General features: G+C 61.1%; 24 protein-coding genes and 1 pseudogene. 13 read left to right on the top strand and 12 right to left on the bottom strand.

Annotated features, from left to right (window positions below):
* Nucleotides 1-50 precede the first annotated feature (50 nt).
* A complete protein-coding gene (locus tag ACZ9EJ_RS01400) occupies nt 51-2,393 on the bottom strand; it encodes a glucose/quinate/shikimate family membrane-bound PQQ-dependent dehydrogenase (protein ID WP_046639448.1) in 2,343 nt (780 codons plus the stop codon).
* 360 nt (nt 2,394-2,753) lie between these two features.
* On the opposite strand from ACZ9EJ_RS01400, the gene ACZ9EJ_RS01395 reads away from it, so the two are divergent.
* Nucleotides 2,754-3,479, top strand: a complete 726-nt coding sequence (locus tag ACZ9EJ_RS01395) for a glutathione S-transferase (RefSeq protein WP_046639447.1) — start codon at nt 2,754-2,756, stop codon at nt 3,477-3,479.
* Nucleotides 3,480-3,589: 110 nt separating this feature from the next.
* Here ACZ9EJ_RS01395 and ACZ9EJ_RS01390 read toward each other — a convergent pair whose 3' ends face one another.
* Nucleotides 3,590-4,081 carry a sigma-70 family RNA polymerase sigma factor gene (locus ACZ9EJ_RS01390; RefSeq protein ID WP_152564225.1) on the bottom strand — a complete coding sequence of 164 codons (492 nt, stop codon included), beginning with the start codon at nt 4,079-4,081 and terminating at the stop codon, nt 3,590-3,592.
* Nucleotides 4,082-4,276: 195 nt separating this feature from the next.
* Between ACZ9EJ_RS01390 and ku (ACZ9EJ_RS01385) the strand changes: the two genes are divergently transcribed.
* Both ku (ACZ9EJ_RS01385) and ligD read left to right on the top strand, forming a co-directional pair.
* A complete protein-coding gene (gene ku / locus ACZ9EJ_RS01385; protein ID WP_080955682.1) occupies nt 4,277-5,128 on the top strand; it encodes a non-homologous end joining protein Ku in 852 nt (283 codons plus the stop codon).
* A gap of 2 nt (nt 5,129-5,130) precedes the next feature.
* Nucleotides 5,131-7,653 carry a DNA ligase D gene (ligD, locus tag ACZ9EJ_RS01380; protein ID WP_046639445.1) on the top strand — a complete coding sequence of 841 codons (2,523 nt, stop codon included), beginning with the start codon at nt 5,131-5,133 and terminating at the stop codon, nt 7,651-7,653.
* A gap of 12 nt (nt 7,654-7,665) precedes the next feature.
* Here the strand turns inward: ligD and ku (ACZ9EJ_RS01375) are convergent, their stop codons facing one another.
* The gene (gene ku / locus ACZ9EJ_RS01375) at nt 7,666-8,472 is read right to left on the bottom strand and encodes a non-homologous end joining protein Ku (RefSeq protein ID WP_046639586.1); all 807 of its coding nucleotides are present in this window, start codon (nt 8,470-8,472) and stop codon (nt 7,666-7,668) included.
* A gap of 106 nt (nt 8,473-8,578) precedes the next feature.
* On the opposite strand from ku (ACZ9EJ_RS01375), the gene ACZ9EJ_RS01370 reads away from it, so the two are divergent.
* Together ACZ9EJ_RS01370 and ACZ9EJ_RS01365 are read left to right on the top strand one after the other, a co-directional pair.
* The gene (locus tag ACZ9EJ_RS01370) at nt 8,579-8,779 is read left to right on the top strand and encodes a hypothetical protein (protein WP_046628874.1); all 201 of its coding nucleotides are present in this window, start codon (nt 8,579-8,581) and stop codon (nt 8,777-8,779) included.
* 191 nt (nt 8,780-8,970) lie between these two features.
* Nucleotides 8,971-9,150, top strand: coding sequence for a hypothetical protein (locus ACZ9EJ_RS01365; RefSeq protein ID WP_251089656.1), 180 nt, complete (start codon nt 8,971-8,973; stop codon nt 9,148-9,150).
* Between the two features lie 34 nt (nt 9,151-9,184).
* Here the strand turns inward: ACZ9EJ_RS01365 and ACZ9EJ_RS01360 are convergent, their stop codons facing one another.
* On the bottom strand, nt 9,185-9,514 hold the full coding sequence (locus ACZ9EJ_RS01360; protein WP_046639444.1) for a hypothetical protein: 330 nt from the start codon (nt 9,512-9,514) through the stop codon (nt 9,185-9,187).
* Nucleotides 9,515-9,610: 96 nt separating this feature from the next.
* Between ACZ9EJ_RS01360 and ACZ9EJ_RS01355 the strand changes: the two genes are divergently transcribed.
* Together ACZ9EJ_RS01355 and ACZ9EJ_RS01350 are read left to right on the top strand one after the other, a co-directional pair.
* On the top strand, nt 9,611-10,051 hold the full coding sequence (locus tag ACZ9EJ_RS01355) for a BON domain-containing protein (RefSeq protein ID WP_080954043.1): 441 nt from the start codon (nt 9,611-9,613) through the stop codon (nt 10,049-10,051).
* An 85-nt stretch (nt 10,052-10,136) separates the two neighbouring features.
* Nucleotides 10,137-10,635: pseudogene (locus ACZ9EJ_RS01350) on the top strand (YciE/YciF ferroxidase family protein).
* Nucleotides 10,636-10,743: 108 nt separating this feature from the next.
* On the opposite strand, the gene ACZ9EJ_RS01345 reads toward ACZ9EJ_RS01350, so the two are convergent.
* Complete coding sequence (locus ACZ9EJ_RS01345) at nt 10,744-10,992, bottom strand: hypothetical protein (protein WP_046628869.1); 249 nt, start codon at nt 10,990-10,992, stop codon at nt 10,744-10,746.
* Nucleotides 10,993-11,166: 174 nt separating this feature from the next.
* Between ACZ9EJ_RS01345 and ACZ9EJ_RS01340 the strand changes: the two genes are divergently transcribed.
* Nucleotides 11,167-11,517 (top strand): DUF2934 domain-containing protein, encoded by a 351-nt coding sequence (locus ACZ9EJ_RS01340; protein ID WP_046628867.1) that lies wholly within the window; start codon nt 11,167-11,169, stop codon nt 11,515-11,517.
* A gap of 298 nt (nt 11,518-11,815) precedes the next feature.
* Nucleotides 11,816-13,300 (top strand): glycogen synthase GlgA, encoded by a 1,485-nt coding sequence (gene glgA, locus ACZ9EJ_RS01335; RefSeq protein WP_046639585.1) that lies wholly within the window; start codon nt 11,816-11,818, stop codon nt 13,298-13,300.
* A 27-nt stretch (nt 13,301-13,327) separates the two neighbouring features.
* Here the strand turns inward: glgA and ACZ9EJ_RS01330 are convergent, their stop codons facing one another.
* The 4 genes from ACZ9EJ_RS01330 to ACZ9EJ_RS01315 all read right to left on the bottom strand — a co-directional run bounded on the left by ACZ9EJ_RS01330 (nt 13,328) and on the right by ACZ9EJ_RS01315 (nt 17,239).
* On the bottom strand, nt 13,328-14,413 hold the full coding sequence (locus ACZ9EJ_RS01330; protein ID WP_251089655.1) for a helix-turn-helix transcriptional regulator: 1,086 nt from the start codon (nt 14,411-14,413) through the stop codon (nt 13,328-13,330).
* Nucleotides 14,414-14,558: 145 nt separating this feature from the next.
* Nucleotides 14,559-16,637, bottom strand: a complete 2,079-nt coding sequence (gene glgX / locus ACZ9EJ_RS01325; RefSeq protein ID WP_046639441.1) for a glycogen debranching protein GlgX — start codon at nt 16,635-16,637, stop codon at nt 14,559-14,561.
* A gap of 72 nt (nt 16,638-16,709) precedes the next feature.
* Entirely contained in the window at nt 16,710-16,955 is a 246-nt protein-coding gene (locus ACZ9EJ_RS01320; RefSeq protein WP_046639440.1) for a hypothetical protein, read from the bottom strand.
* Nucleotides 16,952-17,239, bottom strand: a complete 288-nt coding sequence (locus ACZ9EJ_RS01315; RefSeq protein WP_046639439.1) for a hypothetical protein — start codon at nt 17,237-17,239, stop codon at nt 16,952-16,954. Before ACZ9EJ_RS01315 ends, ACZ9EJ_RS01320 begins: the two co-directional genes overlap by 4 nt.
* 112 nt (nt 17,240-17,351) lie before the next feature.
* Between ACZ9EJ_RS01315 and ACZ9EJ_RS01310 the strand changes: the two genes are divergently transcribed.
* Nucleotides 17,352-17,618 (top strand): hypothetical protein, encoded by a 267-nt coding sequence (locus ACZ9EJ_RS01310; protein ID WP_046628853.1) that lies wholly within the window; start codon nt 17,352-17,354, stop codon nt 17,616-17,618.
* A 71-nt stretch (nt 17,619-17,689) separates the two neighbouring features.
* On the top strand, nt 17,690-17,812 hold the full coding sequence (locus ACZ9EJ_RS01305) for a hypothetical protein (RefSeq protein ID WP_255736249.1): 123 nt from the start codon (nt 17,690-17,692) through the stop codon (nt 17,810-17,812).
* A 34-nt stretch (nt 17,813-17,846) separates the two neighbouring features.
* Here the strand turns inward: ACZ9EJ_RS01305 and ACZ9EJ_RS01300 are convergent, their stop codons facing one another.
* Nucleotides 17,847-18,911: a c-type cytochrome gene (locus ACZ9EJ_RS01300; RefSeq protein ID WP_046639438.1), complete on the bottom strand. Its 1,065-nt coding sequence runs from the start codon at nt 18,909-18,911 to the stop codon at nt 17,847-17,849.
* Nucleotides 18,912-19,203: 292 nt separating this feature from the next.
* Here ACZ9EJ_RS01300 and ACZ9EJ_RS01295 point away from each other — a divergent pair, with 292 nt between their 5' ends.
* Nucleotides 19,204-19,401 (top strand): hypothetical protein, encoded by a 198-nt coding sequence (locus ACZ9EJ_RS01295; RefSeq protein WP_046628849.1) that lies wholly within the window; start codon nt 19,204-19,206, stop codon nt 19,399-19,401.
* Between the two features lie 51 nt (nt 19,402-19,452).
* Nucleotides 19,453-20,013 (top strand): type 1 glutamine amidotransferase domain-containing protein, encoded by a 561-nt coding sequence (locus ACZ9EJ_RS01290; protein WP_046628847.1) that lies wholly within the window; start codon nt 19,453-19,455, stop codon nt 20,011-20,013.
* 59 nt (nt 20,014-20,072) lie between these two features.
* Here the strand turns inward: ACZ9EJ_RS01290 and ACZ9EJ_RS01285 are convergent, their stop codons facing one another.
* The gene (locus tag ACZ9EJ_RS01285; RefSeq protein WP_046639584.1) at nt 20,073-21,089 is read right to left on the bottom strand and encodes a DNA topoisomerase IB; all 1,017 of its coding nucleotides are present in this window, start codon (nt 21,087-21,089) and stop codon (nt 20,073-20,075) included.
* Between the two features lie 82 nt (nt 21,090-21,171).
* Complete coding sequence (locus tag ACZ9EJ_RS01280; RefSeq protein ID WP_046639437.1) at nt 21,172-22,872, bottom strand: sensor histidine kinase; 1,701 nt, start codon at nt 22,870-22,872, stop codon at nt 21,172-21,174.
* Between the last annotated feature and the right edge of the window lie 114 nt (nt 22,873-22,986).

Raw genomic sequence — 22,986 nt, 5'->3', positions numbered from 1 at the left:
AGGGATAGGCTCGGGCGTCAGACGCCCGGGCCTTTTGTTCGGGGCATTGGCTATCGCGGCAGCGCGTAGGCGATCACGTAATCGCCGGGCTTGGTGCCGACCGAGCCGTGTCCGCCGGCCACCATCACCACGAACTGGCGGCCGTCGTCGACCGCATAGGTCATCGGCGTCGCCTGGCCGCCGGCCGGCAGCCGCGCCTTCCACAGTTCCCGGCCGTTGGTCAGGTTGTAGGCGCGCAGGTAGTTGTCGACAGCAGCGCCGAGGAAAGCCACGCCGCCCTTGGTGATCATCGGACCGCCGATCCCCGGCACCCCGACTTTGAAAGGCAGCGGCAGCGGCGTCATGTCATAAACCGTGCCGTTGCGGTGCTTGTAGGCGATCTGACCGGTCCTGAGGTCGACGCCCGAGACATAACCCCACGGCGGCGCCTGGCAGGGGATCTGCAGCGGTCCGAGGAACGGCCCCATAAAGACGCCGTAGGGCGCGCCCTCGTTGCGGTTGAGGCCCTGTTCGCTGGCTTTTTCGTCCTCGCCCTTCGGCGGAATGTCCGCGCGCGGCACCAGCCTCGAGGTGAAGGCGAGATAGGTCGGCATGCCGAACATCACCTGACGTTCCGGGTCGACCGCCACGCTGCCCCAGTTGAACGTGCCGAAATTCCCCGGATAAACGATCGAGCCTTTGAGCGACGGCGGGGTGTAACGGCCGAGATAGCTATACTGGTGGTACCAGATGCGGCAAACCATCTGGTCGAACATGGTAATGCCCCACATGTCCCGTTCTTCGAGCGGCCTCGGCTTGAAGGTCAGGGCCGAGGTCGGCTGCGTCGGGGCGGTACGATCTTCCGGAATGGCACCTCCTGGCGCCGGTTCCTCCGTCACAGGGATGATCGGTTCTCCGGTGCGCCGGTCGAGCACGTAGATGTCACCCTGCTTGGTCGGACCGACCAGCGCCGGCACTATAGTATTGTCGGGCTTCGTGATGTTGAGGAGGACCGGCTGGGCGGGGACGTCCATGTCCCAGAGATCGTGATGCACCGTCTGGCGCACCCAGCGGTCCGCACCGGTATTGAGATCGAGCGCGACAATCGAGGAGGAATATTTCTCGACATTCTCGCTGCGGCCCATGCCGAGCTGGTCCGGCACCTGGTTGCCGAGCGGGATATAGACAAGGCCCAGCTCCTCGTCGACGCTGAACACCGACCAGCTATTGGGAGAATTGGTCGTGTAGGTCTGGCCGGGCTGCAGCGGTTGGGTCTGAGACGGATTTCCCGAATCCCAGTTCCAGATCAGCTGGCCCGTATTGACGTCGAAGGCCCGGATGACGCCCGACTGCGACTGGGTGGAGTAGTTGTCGTTGACCGCCCCGCCGATGATAATCTTGTTGCCGGCAATCGCCGGTGGCGAGGTCGAGTAGTAATAACCGGCCGGATTGTATTGCATGCCGCTGGTGAGCTGCAGCGTTCCGTTATCGGCGAAGGAGGTGCAGACTTGGCCGTTTGCGGCATCGAGCGCGATCAGCCGCGCGTCCGAAGTCGGCAGATAGACCCGTTCCGCGCACGGACTGCCGGCTGCGGCGGCCGCGTCCTTGTAATAGCTGACGCCGCGGCAGGTCTGGTGCTGGCGATCCGGGTTCATGCCGGAATTCGGGTCGTATTTCCATTTCTCCTTGCCGGTCGTCGCATCGAGCGCGATCGCAAGATTGTGCGGTGTGCAGAGATAGAGCGAATTGCCCACTTTGAGCGGCGTCACCTGATAGGTCGTCTCGCCCACATCGTCAGGCCGTTTCACGTCGCCGGTCTGGTAACGCCATACTTCCGTGAGGTTGGCGACGTTGTCGACCTTGATCTGGTCGAGCGGCGAGTAACGCTGCCCAAAAGGCGTCCGTCCATATTGATGCCAATCGCCCGGCGGCACGTTGCCGCCCATTGGCGGAGCCGCTGCGACGGACTGTTCGGGAAGCTCGCCGCTCTGGTCCTGCGGATCGAGGAACATCGAGACGACGGCGACGACGATCGCGATCATCAGCGAAATTCCGAGCGGCAGGGCGCTGGCGCCGTAGCGCATGCCGGTCGGGCTTGAAAAGCCGAGCGGGGTGCGAACCCAGGGCGTCAGAAGCCAGAGGCCCAGCAAGATGATCAATCCGCCGCGCGGACCGAGCTGCCACCAGTCAAGCCCGACTTCCCATATCGCCCAGGCGAGCGAGGCCAGCACGATAACGGCATAGACCCTGAGTGCCACGGCGCTCCTCAGGAAAAGCAGTATCCCGGTCAGCACGAAACCGAGACTGCAGATGATGTAATAGGCGCTGCCGCCGAGCAGCAACAACTGCCCGCCGCCGACGGCCAGGGCCAAACCAATCAGAATAAAAACGACCGCGGTAATCCTGATAGCCATAATCAAAACCCTATCCGAACTGAAAAATCCCCGGGCGCGAAAACCTCGCGGCATCCCGAACCCTCAACACAAGCTCTGTGCAAAAGTTCCAGCTCGTGTTCCCGCGATGCAAATTTAAGGGAACTGTCCCGCGACCGAACGGGTTCTGGCATCGCCACAGGGAGTCGGAAGGATGCTGACATCGCCCAAAGGACCAGCCTTCGAGACGCCGGGCTCGGCGCGAGGCGCTCTATTCCTTGCCAGGAAAGCAGGCGAAAGTGACGGGCGACCGCGGTACGGTCTTGAGATCCCCGGAAGCGGAACTCAATCGGGCCCGCATCGTCGAAGATTTGAAAAGATCGCAGAACTTCTGGAGTAACGATGACCTACGAACTTTATTATTGGGACGGCCTTCAGGGCCGCGGCGAGTTTGTACGGCTGGCACTGGAAGAGGCCGGAGCCGACTATGTGGATGTCGCCCGTACCGATCGCGGCACGGGAAAGATGATGGACTATATCCACGGCAAGCATGGCTATGACATGCCCTTCGCACCACCCTTTCTCAAGGATGGCGACCTGATCGTCTCGCATGTCGCCAATATCTTGCATTATCTCGGGCCGAAGCTGGATCTGGTGCCGGAGGATGAGAGATCCCGCATCTTCGCCCATGGCCTGCAGCTGACGATCACCGATTTCATCATGGAGGTGCACGATACGCACCACCCGATCAGCACCGCCGATTATTACGAGGATCAGCGGCAGGAGGCCAAGGCTCGTTCCAAAGCCTTCCTGAAGCACCGCGTGCCGAAATTCATCGGCTATTTCGATCGCATCATCACCGCAAACCCGACAAAGAGAGGCCATTCCGTGGGCGACGCCCTGAGCTATGTAGACCTGTCGCTCTTCCAGCTCGCGGAAGGCCTCCGCTATGCCTTCCCGCGCGCCATGAAAAACTTCGACAGCGATTATCCAAAGGTCGCCAGGCTGCGCGACGCGGTCGCCGGACGCCCGAATATCGAAGCCTATCTCCAGTCGAAGCGCCGGCTCGCCTTCAACGAGTCGGGCATATTCCGGCATTACCCGGACCTCGACCAGGATCCGGCCTGATCGGCTAGATAAACGCGAAAACCGGGGCGATCGTCACCAGGACGACCGCCACCGCGATCAATGTGAACTTCATGACGACCTCCAAAGAAAAGCTGTCGCGATGCAGCAGCTCAGTTGGTTTCTTCTCCCAGTTCCTGCAGAATTTGATGCCGCGCTCGGTTTAGGCGGCTTTTCACCGTGCCCACCGCGCAATCGCAGATCTCCGCCGCCGCCTCGTAACTTTCCCCGAGAATCGCGACCAGCGTCAGCACTTCACGATAATGCGGCGGCAGTTTCTCAAGCGCGCGCTGGACCTCCCGGGCTCTCGCCGCCATCTCCTGGCTCGCCGCAACGGGCGTGTCCCCTGAGATGTTCTCCTCGATCCCCGGCGCCTCGCGGCCAAGCACCTTGGCACGCGTATAAAAGGTGTTGCGCATGATGGTGAAAAGCCAGCTTTTCAGCTTGGTGCCCGGCTCGAACTTGTCGAGATTGGCGAGCGCTTTCATCAGCGTCTCCTGCACCAGGTCGTCAGCATCGCTGGGATTGCGGCAGAAAGTACGGGCAAATGCGCGGAGAGCCGGAATAAGCCTTACTATGTCTGCACGTGCAGGATCACCATTCAACTGTGATTCAGACACCGTTGCCTACCTCTCCGAAGTCTTCATGGCTGCTGGAATGACGGGGGCAAACGCATGCCTTGCGTATTTGGTTCCCCTAAGATGAATGCCCCGTTCATCTTCGTGACGGGAACCGCGCGTCGCTTGAGGGAACAAACAGGTCGGCAGGCCTGTTGATAGGACTTTCACGGAGTTCTGATCGTGGCACCGCGTGCAAACTGGAAAGGGTACCTGAAGGTCGGAGAGCTGAGCTGCCCGGTGGCGCTTTATACCGCTGCATCGACATCCGACCGCGTCAGCTTTCACATCATCAATCGCGAGACGGGCAACCGCGTCCACCGCCAGATGGTCGACGCCGATACCGGCAAGCCAGTCGAAAGCGAGGACATCGTCAAAGGCTACGAAGTCTCAAGCGGCCAATACGTGTTCCTGGAGCCCGATGAGGTGAAGGCCGCGGTACCGGAGAGCGACAAGACGCTGGAGCTCGAAACCTTCATCCCGTGCGACGGCGTCGATACCATCTTTATCGACCGTCCCTATTATCTCGCGCCCGCCGACAAACCCTCCGCCGAGGTCTTCGAGCTGATCCGAAAGGGCCTCAAGGAGAAGAATGTCGCAGCACTCGCCCGCACCGTGCTGTTCCGGCGGCTGCGCACGCTGCTGATCCGACCAAGCGAGAAAGGGCTGATCGCCAGCACGCTGAACTACGACTACGAGGTCCGCTCGGCGACGGACGTCTTTTCCGACATCAAAAACTTCAAGATCGAAGGCGAGATGCTCGATCTCGCCGAACACATCATCGACACCAAACGCGGCGAATTCGACCCGGCCGAGTTCGACGACCGCTACGAGGCCGCACTTGCCGAACTGATCAAGGCGAAGATCGAAGGCCGCAAGCTCAGGAAGCAGCCGAAGCCGGAACCGAAGAAGGTCTCCAGCCTGCTCGACGCGTTGCGTCAGAGCGCCGGCGGCAGCAAGAAGACCGCGCCGAAGAAATCCGCCAAGAAAACCGTATCCCGTAAGACTGCCGCCCCGCAGAGAAAGGCGAGCTGACCATGGCGCTCGAAACCTATAACCAGAAGCGGGACTTCAAGGCATCTCCGGAGCCCCGCGGCCGCAAGGCCAAGGCGACCGGCAACAGTTTCGTTATCCAGAAACACGACGCCACCCGCCTGCACTACGATTTCCGGCTGGAAATGGATGGCGTGCTGAAAAGCTGGGCCGTCACCCGCGGCCCGAGCTTCGTGCCCGGCGAAAAGCGGCTTGCGGTGCATGTGGAAGACCACCCGCTCGACTATGGCGGTTTCGAAGGCATGATCCCGAAAGGCAATTACGGCGCCGGCGCCGTCCTGCTCTGGGATCGCGGCACCTGGGAACCGATCGGCGATCCTCACAAGGCCTACAAGAAAGGTCATATGGAATTCGAGCTGAAGGGCGAGAAGCTGGAAGGCCGCTGGCACCTGATCCGCATGGCCCCGAGGCCGGGAGAAAAGCGAGAGAACTGGCTCCTGGTCAAGGGCGAGGACGAATTCGCCCGCGCCGAGGGCGACAAGGACATTCTCGACGAAATGCCGCTTTCAGTGAAATCAGGCAAGACGCTGGATGAAATCTGGGGCCGCAAGGCACCGCCGGCAAAGAGTACGGCCAAACCGAAAGCGAAGACGACGGCGAAATCCGATCCAGAACCGGAAAAATCCGACATCGCAGCTTCGAAGATCAGGGGTGCCCGGAAAGCCGAACTCCCGGATTTCGTCGAGCCGCAGCTTGCGACGCTGGTAAAGAGCGCGCCCTCGGGCAAACGCTGGGTCCACGAGATCAAGCTCGACGGCTATCGCCTGCAGGCCCGTTTGGAAAATGGCAAGGTAAAGCTGTTGACGCGCACCGGGCTGGATTGGACACACAAGTTCGGAAAGGAGATCATCGCGGAATTCGCGAAGCTTGCCGCGACCGATGCGATCATCGATGGCGAAGTGGCGGTCGAAGCGGGTTCCGGCGCCACCGATTTTTCCCTGCTTCAGCAGGACCTCAGCGAAGGCCGGGACGATCGCTTCACGTTCTACGCTTTCGACATTCTTCACCTGGACGGTTACGACCTGAGCGGCGCGACGCTCCTAAAGCGCAAGGAGGCGCTGGAAACCCTGTTGGCCGGCAGCGGCCCTGCCCTGCGCTACAGCGAGCATTTCGGCGACGACGGTGGTCTGGTGTTGAAACATGCGTGCCGGCTGAGCCTCGAAGGCATCATCTCGAAGATATCGGATGCGCCCTACCGTCCGGGCCGTGGGCGCGACTGGGTGAAGTCGAAATGTTCGGCACGGCAGGAATTCGTGGTCGCCGGGTTTGTCCCCTCCTCCGTTTCGAAGACGGCGATCGGATCGCTGGTCATGGGATATTACGACAAGGGGAAGCTGCGGCACGCCGGCCGCGTCGGCACGGGTTATTCGAATGCCGTGGCGCAATCGCTCTTCAAGCGTCTCCAGGAGATCAACGCGGACGAAAGCCCGTTTGACGAAAAGCTTGCCGGGGTGGAAAAGAAGGATGTCGTTTTCGTGCGGCCCGAGCTGGTGGCGGAAGTGGAATTTCGCGGCTGGACGGCTGATGCGCATATCCGCCACGCCGCCTTCCGGGGCTTGCGTGAAGACAAGGACCCGAAGGATATCGTCCGGGAGGGCGGGCCTGTGAACGCAGCGCAACAACCAAAGCTGCCCAAACGGACGGTCAACCTCACCCATCCCGACCGGGTCTACTGGCCGGATGCCGGGGTGACCAAGGCCGGCCTTGCCGACTATTACACCGAAGTCTGGCGACTGATGGCGCCCTTTGTCGTCAACCGCCCGCTGGCGCTTCTGCGCGGCCCCGACGGCATCGGCAGCCAGCTCTTCTTCCAGAAACATGGCTGGAAGGGCATGACCAAGAATGCCGTACTGGTGAAGGATCCGGCCGATCCGGCGGAAGAGGACATTACCATCCGCGACCTCGACGGACTTCTCGGTCTGGTTCAGGGCGCGACCCTCGAGATTCACCCCTGGGGTTCCAACCTCGACGACTGGGAAAAGCCGGACATGGTCAATATCGACCTCGACCCCGGCGACGGCGTGTCCTGGACCGACATCATCGCCGCGGCACACGAGGTTAAGCGGCGGTTCGAGGACATGGGACTGGTGGCTTTCGTAAAAACCTCGGGCGGCAAGGGCCTCCATGTCGTCGCCCCCGTCAAGCAGAAGGCGGAATGGCCCGAGGTGAAGGCGGCAATGAAGGCGCTGGCCGACGGCATGGCCGGCGACGATCCCGACAAATATGTCTCGACGATCACCAAGTCGAAGCGAAGCGGCAAGATCCTCATCGACTACCTGCGCAACGGGCGGGGCAATACCGCCGTGGCGCCCTACTCGACCCGTGCCCGCGCCGGCGCGCCGGTTTCCATGCCGATCATCTGGGACGAGCTCGGGGGAGCGATCGGCCCCAACTACTTCACCGTCAACAACGCCCCGGCCCGTATCGCCCAGCAGACGAACGATCCGTGGGGAGATTTCCGCAAGGCGGAAGCGCCGATCGAGTTCAAGGGAAAGAAGAAACGGTAGGCACCCGGAAACTTACTTCCTGGGCGCCTTTCGCTCCGCCTCCAGGCTCTTCTTCAGCGCGGCAGTGATATCGATGACATTGCTGCTGCGCGCGGGCGCCTTTTCCTCGGCCTTCTTCCTTGTCTTCCGGCTCTTCTTGCGCTCGGCAATGATTTCGAGCAGCCGGTCCTGGACCGGGTCGTCCGCCATGGACGGCTTCCAGGCTTCGGTGCGCTCGTCGATGATCTTCTTCATCATCGACAGATGCTCGGCATCGATCTTTTCCTTCGGTTTTTCGACGGCGTATTCGTCGGCGTCGCGTACTTCGTCGCCGTAACGTAAGGTCCAGACCAAGATCCCCTTGTCCTTGGGCAGGAGCAGAACCGCACGCTCTCGACGATACATGACGAGCCGCGCAATGCCGCCGGTACCGGTCCTTGCCATGGCCTCCCGGATCACTGCAAACGCCTCGGCGCTCACCTCGTCGTCCGGCGCCAGGTAGTGCGGCCGGTCGTACCAGATCCAGCCGATCGAGTCCGCCGGCACGAAAGTCTCGATATCGATCGTGCGGGTACTTTCGAGCCCCACGTCCTCGATCTCTTCGTCTTCGAGGAGAACGTAATCGTCCTCGCCCTTCGGATAACCTTTGACCTGATCTTCGTCCTCGACCGCCTCCCCGGTCTCGGCATCGACATACTGGCTGAGGACGCGGTTGTTGGTCTTGCGGTTGATATTGTGGAACCGCACCTTGTCTCCTTCGGAGACGGCCGGTGTCATCGTCACCCGGCAGGTGACCAGCGAGAGCTTCAGATAACCTTTCCAGAATACGCGCGGCGCCACGGAAAACTCCTTCTTTAGCCCGATAACCCGCGCCGCCTCGGCTTGGTTCCGGAACAAAGGGGCGATCCAAACCGTTTTTGGGTTGAAACAGGCCAGGAGAAATCAGATGAGCACCAATAGCACCCCCAACTCCGTGCAGAAGGACTCGCACAAAAAAGCCGAGCAGTCGGCTCGCCAGCGTGGCGAAAAGCAGGAGCTGGACGAGCAGCTCAACGAGGGGCTGGAAGATACCTTTCCGGCAAGCGATCCCGTATCGAGCACGGTGACATCCATTCCGTCGGGCACGCCGAAACCGCCAAGGCACTGAGTTTCCCAAAAACCTCTGGAACAAATCGAGCGGCTCCCGGATAGGGAGTCGCTTTATTTCATTTGTCCTCTGTGACTTTTTCGGGATATCCGAAGTTGGCCGTAATGATGTATGGAAAGCTAATGTAGGTTATGGCGGGCGGACACTGTCCGGCAACGGATGTGCCGGCGGTGATTGCGTCAGAGGTCGGGATGACGAAACAAGACACTCCGGTTGCGGAACACGACGCCAGGATGGGACGGCGGGTTAACCGCAAGGTCTCGGTCCTTCTGACCGAAATCGAGAAGGAAGACGTTCCTGATCGACTGCTCGACCTGGCGCGTGAGCTGCAGAGGGCGCTCGCCGAAAAGATCGACGGCCGCACCGACTGATGCCGCCCGTCCTGGATAGGACCGCGTCACGCCATCAAAGCTGGGTCGAAATCAGGTTGTCGACGCGTACACGCCCGCCGATCACGCCCCGCGGCCCGTTCGGCGCGAACCGTCCGCTGCTGTCCTCGATCACCGTATAAAGCTTGTCGCTCCGGAAAGCGCTCGCCATCTCGGTCGAATTGCCCTCGCAAGGCGAAGCATCGATTTCCATGAAATCCAGTTCCGCCTGACTTGCCACGAGCCGCGCATCGCCGGCTGTCCTTGCCCGTACCACCACTTCGCCATGCGGCGGCAAGTTCTGCCAGTTCGGGTCCTTTGGCGCAGCTGTCGGCACCAGCCGATAGATCTTCAGCCTGTCCTGCATGTCTCTCTCCCGTCTTAAGCGTTTTTGTGGTTGACGATAAAAACGCGGTTCGCTGGTTCCGGTTCCATCAAGTCTTGTGGAACTTTTCCGGCAACCATGGGTTTTCCGCTGCGGGCGATCATGCCCCTGAGAAGGAGAAAGCCGATGAAGAATGAGCAGCCGAAAGCTGGCCGTCCCGGCGAGACCTCGCAATGGCCTCGATGGGAGGGCCCCGCGGAAAGCCGCCCAAGCGGTTATCTTCAGGGCGAAGCCAACATCTTTGCCGAGGGACCGGAACAGGAAAAACAGATCGGCAAGGGGCCGGACGGTTACGCACGCCCCGACGATCTGATCGCGCAGGACGTGAATGAGCAATTGACGCAGGACGCCTTTCTCGACCCGACCAACCTGACGGTATCGGTAGAGAACGGCGAAGTGAGGCTGGAGGGTTACGTTGCACACCTTGCGGACAAGGCACGCGCCGAGGACGTCGTCCTCGACATTCAGGGTGTCACTGCATGCCGCAACAATCTTCGAATTGCCCCAGAAAGGCACTGAACCGCGTGGAACCTGTAGGCAGTCCACTCGTTAGATGCCTCGCAATCCCTGCCGCAAGAATACTCAACATCAAGGAGAGAGACCCATGGCCAACAAGACCCTCGACGACCTTTTCCACGAAACCCTGAAAGACATCTATTACGCCGAGCGCCAGATCGTGAAGGCGTTGCCGAAGATGGCGCGGGGCGCCCAGGATCCGAAGCTGAAGGCGGCATTCGAAAAGCACAAGGAAGAAACCGAAGGCCAGATCGATCGCCTGAAGCAGGTCTTCGAGATCATCGGCAAACGGGCCCAGGGCAAGACCTGCCCGGCCATCGATGGCATCATCGAAGAAGGCGAGGAAATCCTTGACGAGTTCAAGGGCACCCCGGCTCTCGACGCCGGCCTGCTCGCCGCGGCGCAGGCGGTCGAACACTACGAGATCAGCCGCTATGGCACGCTGCGCGCCTGGGCACCAGCAACTCGGTCACCGGGATGCCGTAACGCTTCTCGAACAGACGCTCGCCGAGGAAACCAAGACCGACGAGTCTCTGACCACCCTTGCCAAGACCGCCGTCAACACGGCAGCCCAGAAGGCTGCGTGACATTCGAGTGATCGGAAGAAGGGCGCGGCCTCGGCCGCGTCTTTTTCGTGACCCGAACATACAAAAAAACCCGGCAGCCGCCGGGTTTTTCCCTCCTTTCCGGCCTCCTCAAGCCGGGAAAGATCGCCTCAAGATCGAAGCATCGGATTGTCCGTGCATGGTCGGAATCGGCAACATCTCGCCGTTCGGCGCCTGTCGGCGGAAAATCTCCACCCGACCGCTTCGGTCGCGCGCCACATGGGCTTTGGCGGCCTCCATGGCAAGTTCATAGGTGTGGTAATAAGACGCAGACTGCACGCCGTCTATGACATAGACCCAGCCGGTTGCGTGTGGAACGATATCGCAGTACTTTCCCATTGGATGTGTCTCCTTCCCGGCGGCCATAAGTACATTCGACAGTCAAAAGTTCCGCCTCCGGGGAAGTTTTTTTCGAGTGTTGGCCATGTCTCGGCCAGGTTGCGATTTTTCGTTTTTACCAGGGAACTTTTCTGAGCCGCGCACGTTGGGGCGCTTGGGCGAATGGAGACAAGAATGGCGGAATCCGAAGAAGTCTGGATCAGAAAGCGGGCCTACACGTTGTGGGAAGAAGAAGGCTATCCCTCGGGCAAGGATAGGGAGCATTGGGAGCGAGCCAAGCTGGAATATGCGACGCTCGGGCCGACCGCTTCAAAAAAGCCTGCGGCAGGATCGCGCGGCAAGTCCGCCACCGCCGTGAAGTCGCCGAAAGCGGCGTCGAAGGCTGCAACTTCCAAACCGGCAGCAAAAACCGCTGCAGCCAAGGCTTCTCCGGCGAAGACAACTTCCAAGGCACCGGCCGCTGCCATGCCGGAAGCCGTCCAGCCGGCCAAGAAGCGTTCCAAGAAGGTTCCGGCTGGCGCCTGACGCCGCCTGCCACCCAGCTTCATCAAGATCATTATTGGTCGCGGCGACTGTCATCGTCGCGGCTTCGGGTTCGTTTATCCTGGAAAATCGAAATGGCTTTTGCGTCTGAACGTACTCCCGGTTCCGCTCTGACGGAGGAACGCTGGCCGGGACAAAAACGTTCTGGAGGTGAGACTGGCAGATGGCAGAGGCACTCATGATGAACGCTTACCTCCCGATCGAAGAACACCGTCGAGATGAGCGCAATGCAGCGGGACAGGGGATCGATACTGGTTATGGAAAGCGGGGGCTTCCCGGCATGAGAATTCTTTCGGTCACATCCGAAATCTTCCCCCTTGTGAAGACGGGTGGCCTTGCGGACGTGACCGGGTCTCTGCCCAAGGCGCTCAGCCCTCTCGGCATCGAGACCACCTCTCTGATCCCCGGTTATCCCCAGGTCATGCAGCAGCTGAAGAGCGCCATGCCGCTGGTCACCTTCGACAACCTGCTGGGCGAAAAAGCAGCGCTCCTCCATACCCGCGTCGAAGGCCTCAGCCTTTTCATCCTGGACGCGCCGGCTCTCTACGACCGGCCCGGCGGCCCTTATGTCGATGAAGAGGGCATAGATCATCCCGACAACTGGAAACGGTTCGCCGCACTTTCCCTCGCGGCGGCAGAAATCGCCGATGGCGTACTGCCGGGCTGGGTTCCGGACCTGGTTCACACCCACGATTGGCAGTCGGCGCTGACCTCGGTCTACATGCGCGAACGCGGATGCATGACGCCCGTCGTGCTGACCATCCACAACCTTGCCTTCCAAGGTCAATATCCGGCCGGCGTACTGATGAGCGTCGGTCTGCCGCCGGAGGCCTACTCCATGAACCGCATGGAATATTTCGGCGATATCAGTTTTCTGAAGGGCGGGCTGCAGACAGCCGATGCGATCACCACTGTCAGCCCGACCTATGCCCGCGAAATCCTCACCCCGCGCTTCGGCATGGGCATGGACGGGGTTCTGAATGCCCGAGTGTCCGTCCTGCGCGGCATCGTAAACGGCATCGATCTCGATATCTGGGACCCGGCGACGGATCCGCACCTGCCACGCAACTACGATGTCGGCACGCTGCGCCGCAAGCGCGAGAACCGCACCGTGCTGCTTCAAAAATTCGGATTGAACCCGGCAAATGAAGGCCCGCTGTTTTCGGCCGTCAGCCGGCTGACCTGGCAGAAGGGTTTCGACATGTTCGCCGATACGGCGGACGAGATCATCCGCAACGGCGGCCAGGTCATTGTCTTCGGGCAGGGCGACCGGGAGATCGAACGCGCGCTCGCCGATACCGCCGCGCGTTTTCCGGGCCGGATGGCGGTGCATTTCGGGTACGACGAACCGACGGCCCATCTGGTCCATGGCGGGTCTGACGCCATCGTGCAGCCCTCCCGTTTCGAACCCTGCGGGCTGACCCAGCTTTACGCGCTGCGTTACGGCTGTGTCCCCGTCGTCTCCCGCACCGGCGGACTTTCAGAAACGATCATCGATGCCAATGATGCAGCCATGTCGGCGCGCGTCGCAACCGGCTTCCAGTTCCATCCGGTGACCACGGACGGATTGCGGCTGGCTCTTCGCCGCGCACTACATGCCTATGCCGACCCCAAAATGTGGGCACGCCTGCAGAACCAGGGCATGAAGGCGAAATTTTCCTGGGAGCGCAGTGCCCAGCAATATGCCGCCGTCTATGCCAATCTTGTGCTGAAGTCCGGCCATGTTGCCTCGACAAGCTCGGATATCCGTCGGGCAACACTCTGAGTAAACCCCAGAGTGAAGCGGGACCCGCTACCGAAGAAACGGAAGCCCTCTGAGAAGCAGGACCAGCTGGGCCTGCGTCCGCACACCGGTCTTCATCATGATGCGCTTAAGGTAGGTCCTCACGGTTTCCCGGGAAATCGCCTGGTTTTCGGCCGCTCGGTCCACGGTGCCGCCTGAGCCGATCTCCCATGCGATGCGTGCTTCACCGGGTGTGAGGTCAAAAAGACCCTGTAGGACATGGGGATCGAGCGTCTCACTCAAACCGACCTTCGTAACGAGCAGGACCGCCAGCGATCTGTTGAAAATGTCGCGCGACCGTTTCTTGATCGGAACGACGTTGATGATCAACGGCGTCTCCTCTTCGGTTCTGGCCGGGAGGGGGATGCTTTGGACGGTCGGCACTTCTGCGTTGCGCACGGCCGTGATGCATGTCCCGAGAAGCAATTCGGCGGACGCACTGGAAAGCCTGATCCGGTTGCCGGCGCCGATGAGGACTTGCGGGCCAAGGCCTTGGAATTGCGGATTTGCCTCCATGACGCCGCCATTGTCGCCGATGACGGCGGCCGGCATCCCGATCAGTTCGAGGGTTTCGACGGTATTGCGGGCCTGTTTGAAAGCCAGGCGGGATGCGAGCCAGGCGGCCCGCGTTATATCCGGCTTCAGCCGATTCATGGTGGCCATATCGTCCGGCTGGAACGGGCCGGCAGAAGTCTCGCGAAGAAGGTCCACGATCAGGAGGTGTCCTGAAGGCTCCCGCAGCACGTCACCGGCTGTCCAACCGAACCCGAGCGGCCTAAGCCGTTCCCTGTAGATCGGGTCTTCCTCGATTTCCTTTTCCGTCATCAGATCGATATCGCGCAGGAAGGCGAACTTCCTCGACTGGATATGTCTTTCCGGCCGGATATTCTCGTAGCGGATCTCGCTCGTGCTGAAATCGACCAGGGCCTTATGAATGCGAGGACTGCAGACCCATCGATACTGATGATCATTGTCGAGCGTCGCGATGGCCGCGGAATGGGCCCCGGCCAGGCGAGCCATGGTTTCGCATACGGAAGGCCAGAGCTCCGGTATGAACGCCGCCTCATAGAGTTGTTCGGGAAAATCTACTGACACCAACGAATATTTCCGCCCCACAAAAGTCGCGCCAGTTCAGTGGGATCGCTCCGTAATTGTCAATACGCATCTGGACTTGGACGAAAGCCGCAGCATGGGAGGCCGCGGCTCGAAGATAATCTTGCCGAAGGAAAAATCAGCCGTTCTACGGCCTGCGGAAGAGCGCGAGGCTACGACCTTCGAGTTCGAAATCCTTTTCCTTTGTGATCACCAGACCGCGTTTGGAAAGGTCGGAGGTGGTGAGTTCCAGCACCCAGCCGCCCTCGCCAAACTGCGGGATGCGGAACGGTACATTGCCTTCGAACGGGTTGAAAAGCAGCAGCACGTCGTGCCAGACGCCCTCCTCTTCCCGAAGATCGGTTCGGCCGATATGGAGGCCGAGCGTGGAACCCTCGTCCCACTGCTCCGGCGTCTGAAAACCGCCGCCGGCGTTGAACCATTTGATCTCCAGGCCGTCGCGCCAGTTCTCGCGACGCAGCAAGGGCTGTTCGCGTCGCAGCTTGATGATCTGGCGGGTGAACTCGCGCAGCTCCTCGCAGGTATCGGGCAGGTTCTCCCAATGAACCCAGGAAATGTCGCTGTCCTGGCAATAGCCGTTGTTGTTGCCCATCTGGCTTCGGCCGAACTCGTCGCCGGCAAGCAGCATTGGCGTGCCGTGCGAGAAGAACAGGGTGGCGAGGAAATTGCGCTTCTGGCGGTCGCGCACCGCGTTGATGCCCTCGTCCTCGGTCGGCCCCTCCGCACCGTAATTGTAGCTGCGGTTGTCGTTGTGGCCGTCGTTATTGTCCTCGCCGTTCGCCTCGTTGTGCTTCTCGTTGTAGGAGACGAGATCGTTCAGCGTGAAGCCGTCATGTGCGGCGATGAAGTTGACGCTCGCCCAGGGGCGGCGGCCGCGCTGGTCGTAGAGATCGCCGGAGCCGAGCAGGCGGGCGGCAAAATCCGTCGAGACATTGGTGCCCTTCCAGTATTCGCGCACCGTGTCGCGATATTTGTCGTTCCATTCTGCCCAGCCGGGCGGGAAACCGCCGACCTGATAACCGCCGGGGCCAATGTCCCACGGCTCGCCGATCAGCTTCACCTTGGAAAGCACCGGATCCTGGGTGATCGCGTCGAAGAAACCGCCGCGCTCGTCGAAACCCTGCGGCTCGCGGCCGAGGATCGTGCCAAGGTCGAAACGGAATCCGTCGACATGCATACTCTCGGTCCAATAGCGCAGCGAATCCATGATCAGCTGCAGCACGCGCGGATGCGAGGTATTGACGGTGTTCCCGGTGCCTGTGTCGTTGATGTAGTAGCGATGCTGGTCGGGCATGGTCCGGTAATAGGAGTAGTTATCGATACCCTTGAAGGACAGCGTCGGCCCGAGCTCGTTGCCCTCGGCGGTGTGGTTGTAGACCACGTCGAGGATGACCTCGATGCCGGCATCGTGGAACGACCGCACCATGTCGCGAAAGCCCTGGATGCCCTTCGGGCCGTAATAGCGGGAAGCAGGCGCGAAAAAGCCGAGCGTGTTGTAGCCCCAGAAATTGTGCAGTCCCTTGTCGAGCAGGTGCTGATCGTCTGGGAAATAATGGACCGGCATAAGCTCGACCGAGGTGATGCCGAGGCTCTTGATGTACTCTACCGACGCCTTGTGGCCCATGCCCTCGAATGTGCCGCGCAGGTCGTTCGGAATGCCCGGATTGAGCCGGGTGAAGCCCTTCACATGGGTTTCGTAGACGATCGTTGCCGGCCAGGGGATGTTTGGCCTGTTCTGGTCCTGCCAGTCGAATTCGTTCGGATCGATGACCCGGCATTTCGGCATGAACGGCGCGCTGTCGCGCTCGTCGAAAGTCAGATCCTTGTCCTCGTGCAGAAGGTCATAGGCGAAATGCGCCTCGTTCCAGTTGACGTCGCCGACGAATTCGCGCGCATAGGGGTCGATCAGCAGCTTGTTCGGGTTGAACCGGTGGCCGTTTTCCGGGTCGTAAGGGCCGTGGACTCGAAAGCCGTAGAGGCAGCCCGGCTTCAATCCGGGCACGTAGCCATGCCAGATTTCATGGGTGTATTCCGGGAGATCAAACCTTGCGATCTCTATCTTGCCGCTCGGGTCGTAGAGGCAAAGCTCCACCCGTTCCGCATGGGCCGAGAAAATCGCGAAGTTGACACCCTCGCCGTCAAAATTGGCTCCGAGCTGAAGCCAGGAGCCTCGCTCGATGACAAAGTGGTTTGATTTCGTATCCATGCCGCACCCAATTAAAACACTGGCGTCATAATGGTGCGGCACAGCATTTCGTTCCCTGCTCCTTGAGGAAAACTATGGATTGCCCGATCCGGACGCCGGCGGCGGATTACCCGGTGTCGTATTGGTGGTTCCGGATGGCGATGTCGCGGGGCTCTGGCCGCCCGTTCCCGTCTGCGGCGACGGGCTCCGGTCCGCAGGTGCCGTATTGTTGGATTGTTGCGGCGGCGTGTTGTTGATCGGATCGCTCTGTTTATCGCCGCTGTCGCTACAGGCGCTCAAAAGCACGACGGTCGACAGCGCAACAACGAAACTCTTCATCTCTGGCCTTCTCCATCTGACTTGCGAAACGCGGCCTGCCGGCGACGCGCGTCGAGCGCGATCACCTTCTCGACCGCAGCGACATCCTCCGCGGTTGCAGCCGGGATGGGGTCCCCTGCAATGGCTTCCAGCACTTCGGGCGCCAGCGCGCCGTTGCGAATGACGTATTCCAGCGCCTCACGGGTTTGTCGTTCGGCCTTCAACTGGGCGTAAAGGGCGAGGATCAGCCGGTCGCGCGCATCGCGCTGGCCCTGACTGCCTTTCGGTCTGACGAATTCTGCCATGGTCTTCCTCCATGTACTGCTGAAGTTGAACTTTCGGCTGGGTCGATTGTTCCCTCCGCCCGAACCTCCGCTATCTCCTTGAAGAAGCGAAGCACGGGAGAAGGAGGAAACGATGTCGACACTGACCCCGCTTGACCTGGAGGGGCGCTTGAACGCGCACCGAGAACTGCTGATCGAACTCTTGTCCGCAATGATCGGGGGCGAAGTGACCATTACGTCACTCCTCAAGCGGCTGCGCGACGACGCTACGTTCAAGGACAACGAGGAGGACCCCGGCCTTCTGCCTGAGGGCGCATTTGCGATCGAGAATTCCGCTGCGCGCGAGGTTCGGTCGATCCTGGACGCCGCGCGCGCCAGGGCTGCGGCCGACGAGAATTGATACCCCGTTAACCGTGCCAGGTCACATTTAAGGCAATCCCGCCACGTTTATGGCCATTTCGTGGAACTACAATGCGACTTTCTCGTTCATTCAAGACCGAAGCGATGGAGGCGACGATGGTCAGAGAATGGGTAGAAGCAGCAGGCTTTGTTCTGGTGATCGCCGCCTGTTACATGATGGTCATCCCCGTCTGATTTTTAAGCTCCTGGGGAGGAGAGAGGCCCTGATCTAGGGCCCATTGCTCTCGCGGCCGGCAAAGAAGGCCGCGAGAGCGGCAAAATCTTCTTCATTCAAGTTTTTTGCCACCTCGGTCATGAGGTGGCTGAAGGAAGACCCGCCTCGCACACCTGCATGGAACAGGCGGAGTTGGCGCTCAAGATAAGGGGCGTTTTGACCCGAGATGCGCGGATAGGCAGGATTGCCGCCGGGCTTTTCGTGGCAACTGAGGCAGGCGGGAATTTTGTCTGCCGCTCTTCCCCTTTCCGCGATCTCGCGGCCCCTTTCCACGAGCTGCAAGTCAACCGGCACCGAAGGCCTTTGCGGTCTCGCCTGTTTGGCATAATAAGCCGCAAGCTCCGGCAGGCCTTCCTCCGCCAAGGTACCGACCGCGACCTTCATGATACCGCTCGCCCGCTCACCATGCGCATAGGCGCGCAAGCTGTTGAGCAGGTAGGCTTCCGACTGCCCGGCGAGCCGCGGTATGACGCTGTTGCCGTTGAGCCGCTTTTCCGCATGGCAGCTTTCACAGGTGATCGGCAGCGGCGACACTTCGCCCGCGGTGCCGATACCATGCAGGCCGGATGCCTGCAGATAGGCATTGCCGTCCATGCCCGGCAGCTTGCGCAGAAACGCCACCATGTCCCAGACCTCGTCGTCGCGCACCTGCGACGGCCAGGCCGGCATGCCGGTGAAGCGCACGCCGTGCTTGACGATCTCGAAGAGCTGCGCGTCGCTCCAGCCGGGAACCACCGTCTTCAGATCCGGCGGCGGCGGCAGCATGGCGAGCACAGCGCCGGAGCGCCCCTGTGCCGGCGAGCCATGACAGATGGCGCAGCCGGTCTCGAAATGCCCGGCCGCCCCCGGCAGCAGCGCCGGGTTGTCGAGCGGCGGTACTTCGATGGAAAACGCCGCGGTACGGATGGAATTACGCATCACCCAGTGCAGGAACCAGTCGGTCACCGCCCAATGGCCGGTGCTCGCCTTGACACTCATCAGCCCGGACCAGGCGAACCCAAGCCCCAGAAGCGGCGCCACGATCACCAGGATCGCGAGATATTTCCAGCGGATCGTCATCCACTCCTCCTCCCAAAGCCGCGGCCCGGCGCTGTTCGGCAAGGCAGCTGTCTCGGCCTTTCACCGTAAAGCGGATGGAGAAAAAGGGAAAGCGGCACACCGAAGGCCTGAAAGTCGGGCTTCGGCAAGAGAGCCGGAAAAATTCGAGACCGAACGTACTATCGGAAATTTTGTTCCAGTCGGCGCATAACTTTATGTAACCGACTGTGAAAAAGTTGGAACCAATCCTCCGACGGTGGGTTTGCTCCCCTGTGAACGGGCAATCGCCCAGCATTCGCGACGGGAGAAGATTATGAGACACTTTCTAAAAATGCTCAGAGACAGGCTCACCGGCACTCACCAGAAGAAAACTTTCGCCGTGGCCCATCCGGAGGAACTGCAGGTCGTCGTGCCTGATGCCGTGGTCCTTCCGTTACCCAAATCGCCCCGTGAGGAAATCAGCGTCCCCGCCTCCATCAACGGCCGGGACCTCTCCACCGGCCGGCTCTGAGGCCGGTCGAGACCCTGCGAACAACGGAACTTACAACACAAGGAGACCAGCATGACCACCATCGAGTCCGCCAACATCCTGATCCTCGCGGCCGACGGCTATGAGCGATCGGAACTGCGCGTCCCGCTGGAGGAACTGAAAAAACGCGGAGCCGGCGTCAAGATCGCGTCCATCAAGGCGGGCGAGATCAAAAGCTGGGACAAGAAGAACTGGGGCGATAGCGTCCCGGTCGATCTGGAGGCCAGGAACGTCAAGGCGGAGGACTTCGATGCCCTCGTCTTGCCGGGCGGCCAGATCAACCCCGACATCCTGCGTGACAACGAAGATGCGATGAAGGTCGTGCGGGACTTCGTGAAAAGCGGCAAGCCGGTCGCGGCGATCTGCCATGGACCATGGCTGCTGGTGGAGGCCGATGCCCTTCGCGGCCGCAAGGCGACCTCCTACCATTCGATCCGAACAGACATCCGCAATGCCGGCGCATCCTGGAAGGATGAGGCCGTGGTGGTCGACAACGGCATCATCACCTCGCGCTCGCCTGAAGATCTGCCGCAATTCGTGGCGAAGATCGTCGAGGAAGTCCAGGAAGGGCGCCTCAATCGCCGGGCCGCGTAACTTGACGTAGCCCGGCTCCGGCCGTCCGCACCCTCCTCGCGGGCGGCCGACACGGAAGTCTAGGCCTGCTTCAGAAAGGCGAGAAGCCGCCGTTCGTTGGCGCGCAATTCCTTCGGCCGCGTCAGCGCCACCTTGTCCTGCATCACCTTTTCCAGCGGCGAGATATCCTCCGAGAGTGCCAGAATGCTCGGGTGGATGTAGCTTGAGCGGCAGACCGCCGGCGTGTTGTGCAAGGCTTCCGCCGCCGCCTTGCACATCGCCTTGATCTTCGGGCGCCGGCCCTCCGCCTCCACCACTTCCCACGCCGCCATCAGTGCTGCGAGACTGCCGCCCCAGGTGCGAAACGTCTTGGCCGAAACGGCGAACCCTGCGGCATTGGCAAGATAGGCGTTGAGCCGGCCCGAGTCGACCGAACGCAGCACACCTTGCTCATCCGGCCAGGAAAATAGCTGCCGGCCCGGCAGGTCGGCGATTTCTTCCAGGATGCGCTGCAGGCGCGGATGTTTCAGCGTGTGCTGCACGCGCCGGCCGCCCTTGGCGACGAAACGCAGCATGATCGCCTCGCCGGACAGCCTCATGTGGCGCTTCAGGAGCGTGGTGGCGCCGTAGGTCTTGTTCTCCTTGGCATAAAGACGGTTGCCGACCCGCAGATGGGTCGCGTCCATCAGGGCCACCAATGCGGCGATCACCGCATCGGATTTGTCGAGGCCAAGCTCGAGGTCGCGTTTCGCCTTGCGGCGGATGCGCGGCAGAGCCTCGCCGAACCGGGCGAGTTGATCGAACTTGCGTTCGCTGCGAAAGTTCTGCCAGTCGGAATGATAACGATACTGCTTGCGGCCACGCGAATCGTAGCCGGTGGCCTGAAGATGGCCGCGGGGATCGAGACAGATCCACACATTATCATAGGCGGGCGGCAGACCGAGCGACGCGATCCGCAAGCGATGCTCCGGGTCGGAGAGCAAAGTGCCGTCCGGCAGCCGGTAGGTGAAGCCTTTGCCGCGCCTGAGCCGACGGATACCAGGCTCCATATCGCTGACATAGGTAAGGCCGATGGTCTTGAGGGAGTCCTGATCGATGTCGATCGTGGTGAGCATGGCGTCCATGGCCGACCAAACGGTGAGGACCGCACCTTCGTTCCGGCGCCCACGGAGATAACCGCTAGATTGCTATGTCCTTGAGCGTTTCGGCGCCCTCGCCTCGTTCGAAGGCCAGACGCGGCGCATTCAAGGACCAGCGAAGCCCTTCGGTGCGGAAATCGACCTCCACCTGGCCGGCGAATGCCGCCGCCGCATGACGCCTGATGATCGTCGTGCCGAATCCCGTGCGGGAAGGCTCGTGGACCGCCGGTCCGTCCCTCTCTTCCCAGACGAGTTCAAGCCGGCTTTCGCCGCTTTCTTCGTCGACCGTATCCTTCCAGGTTATGCGCACTCTGCCCTGCGGGACGGAGAGTGCTCCGTATTTCACCGAGTTGGTCGCGAGCTCATGGAGGATGAGGCCAAGGTTCTGGACGGCTTCGGCCTTGAGGATGAAATCTGTGCCCTGCAACTCGACCCGGTCGGCCGCGTCCGCGAACGTGCTCATGTGGATTTCGATGACTCGGCGGATCGAGACCCCGGCCCATTGCTCCTTCGCCAGCGCCTCGATCGATTTGCCAAGGCCCTGCAGGCGGGTGGAGATCGCCTTCTGGAACTCCTCCATCGTGGTGTCCTGGCGTGCCAGCTGGCGCATCATCGCCTGGATCAGCGTCAGGATGTTCTTGGTCCGGTGAACCAGTTCATGCAGGATGAGGTGAATGCGATCTTCCGCCTCGCTGCGGTCGAAGGAGGCATTCGAAAGGGCGACCGCCACCTGATTGGCCTCGCGTATCTTCGTCTCCACGGGAGAGACGATCTCGCCCTTGCCGATCCGCTCGGCCATTTCGGCGATCTGCCGGATCGGGATGCGAAGCTGGCGACCGACGAACCAGGCGATCAGCATGCCGAGAGCGAGGAAGATCGCGCCGCCGGCGATCAGCTGCCGCCACGTGGTAAGGATGCTCGCCTGCGCCGCATCGATCGGCCCCCAGACGACGGTCTTCCACGTCCAGCCGGTGATCTGCGCATAGCCGTACATCTGCCGGCGGTTGCCGTCGACGTCCTCGATCGTACCCTTGAAGCCGGTCATCAGCTTGAGCATGTCGGCGGGGAAAGCCGTGCCTGAACCGAGCGCATGGGCACCGAGGGAGGTCACCACGTTTCCGGCCCCGTCCACGACCGCGACCGACCAGCCGGCGGGAAGCCCCTCCGTCGAGATCAGCTTCTGCAGGTCCTCGGCATTCTGCGTCATGATCATCGCGGCGCCGGAATGGGAAATCTCCTTCGGCAGCGGCATCGTGACGTTGAAGACATGCTTGCCGCTAGTGGCGCCGAAAAACACGTTGGAGACTTCGGTCACGCCGTTGTTCAGCGCCGATTGAAGCGCGAGCATGTTCGACACCTTGCCAAGCGGCGCGTCAAACGGCACGCGGGTATTAAGCCGCTGTTGCCCATCGGCATTGACGACGAGAATGTAAAGCGAATTGGACCGGAGGCTGCTCTGGGTTCGGTTATGGAAGGCGCGCAGGTCGCCTGCCTCAAGCTCCGGAGACGTGACAAGCAGCCGCAGCGTCGTCGCCATGTCCTGCAGCTCGCGGTCGATCGAGCGAGCGATAAGCTGAGCGTCTTCGGCGGTCTCGGCCGCGAGGATCTCCCTCTCGTTCGCCTCCAGCTCCGTCATCAGATAACCGACGAAAATCAGCAATGGCAACGCCACGCCAGCCGCCAGAGCGACCAGGTACGCACCAATCGGCGCCGTTGGAAAAAACCGCGAAACTCTAAACATTCCGCGTCTTTATCCCAAGGATAAAAAGCTGCAGGTGCCTGTGCCACCTGCCGGCATTATTCATTTCCGTGTCCCGCCATCCGCTAATATTCTAGCGGGACTTATCTAACCGCT

The organism is Neorhizobium sp. USDA 3394, assembly GCF_056280385.1.
The sequence above is the reverse complement of the archived record's forward strand: the minus strand, read 5'-3'. Positions and strand labels throughout refer to the sequence as shown.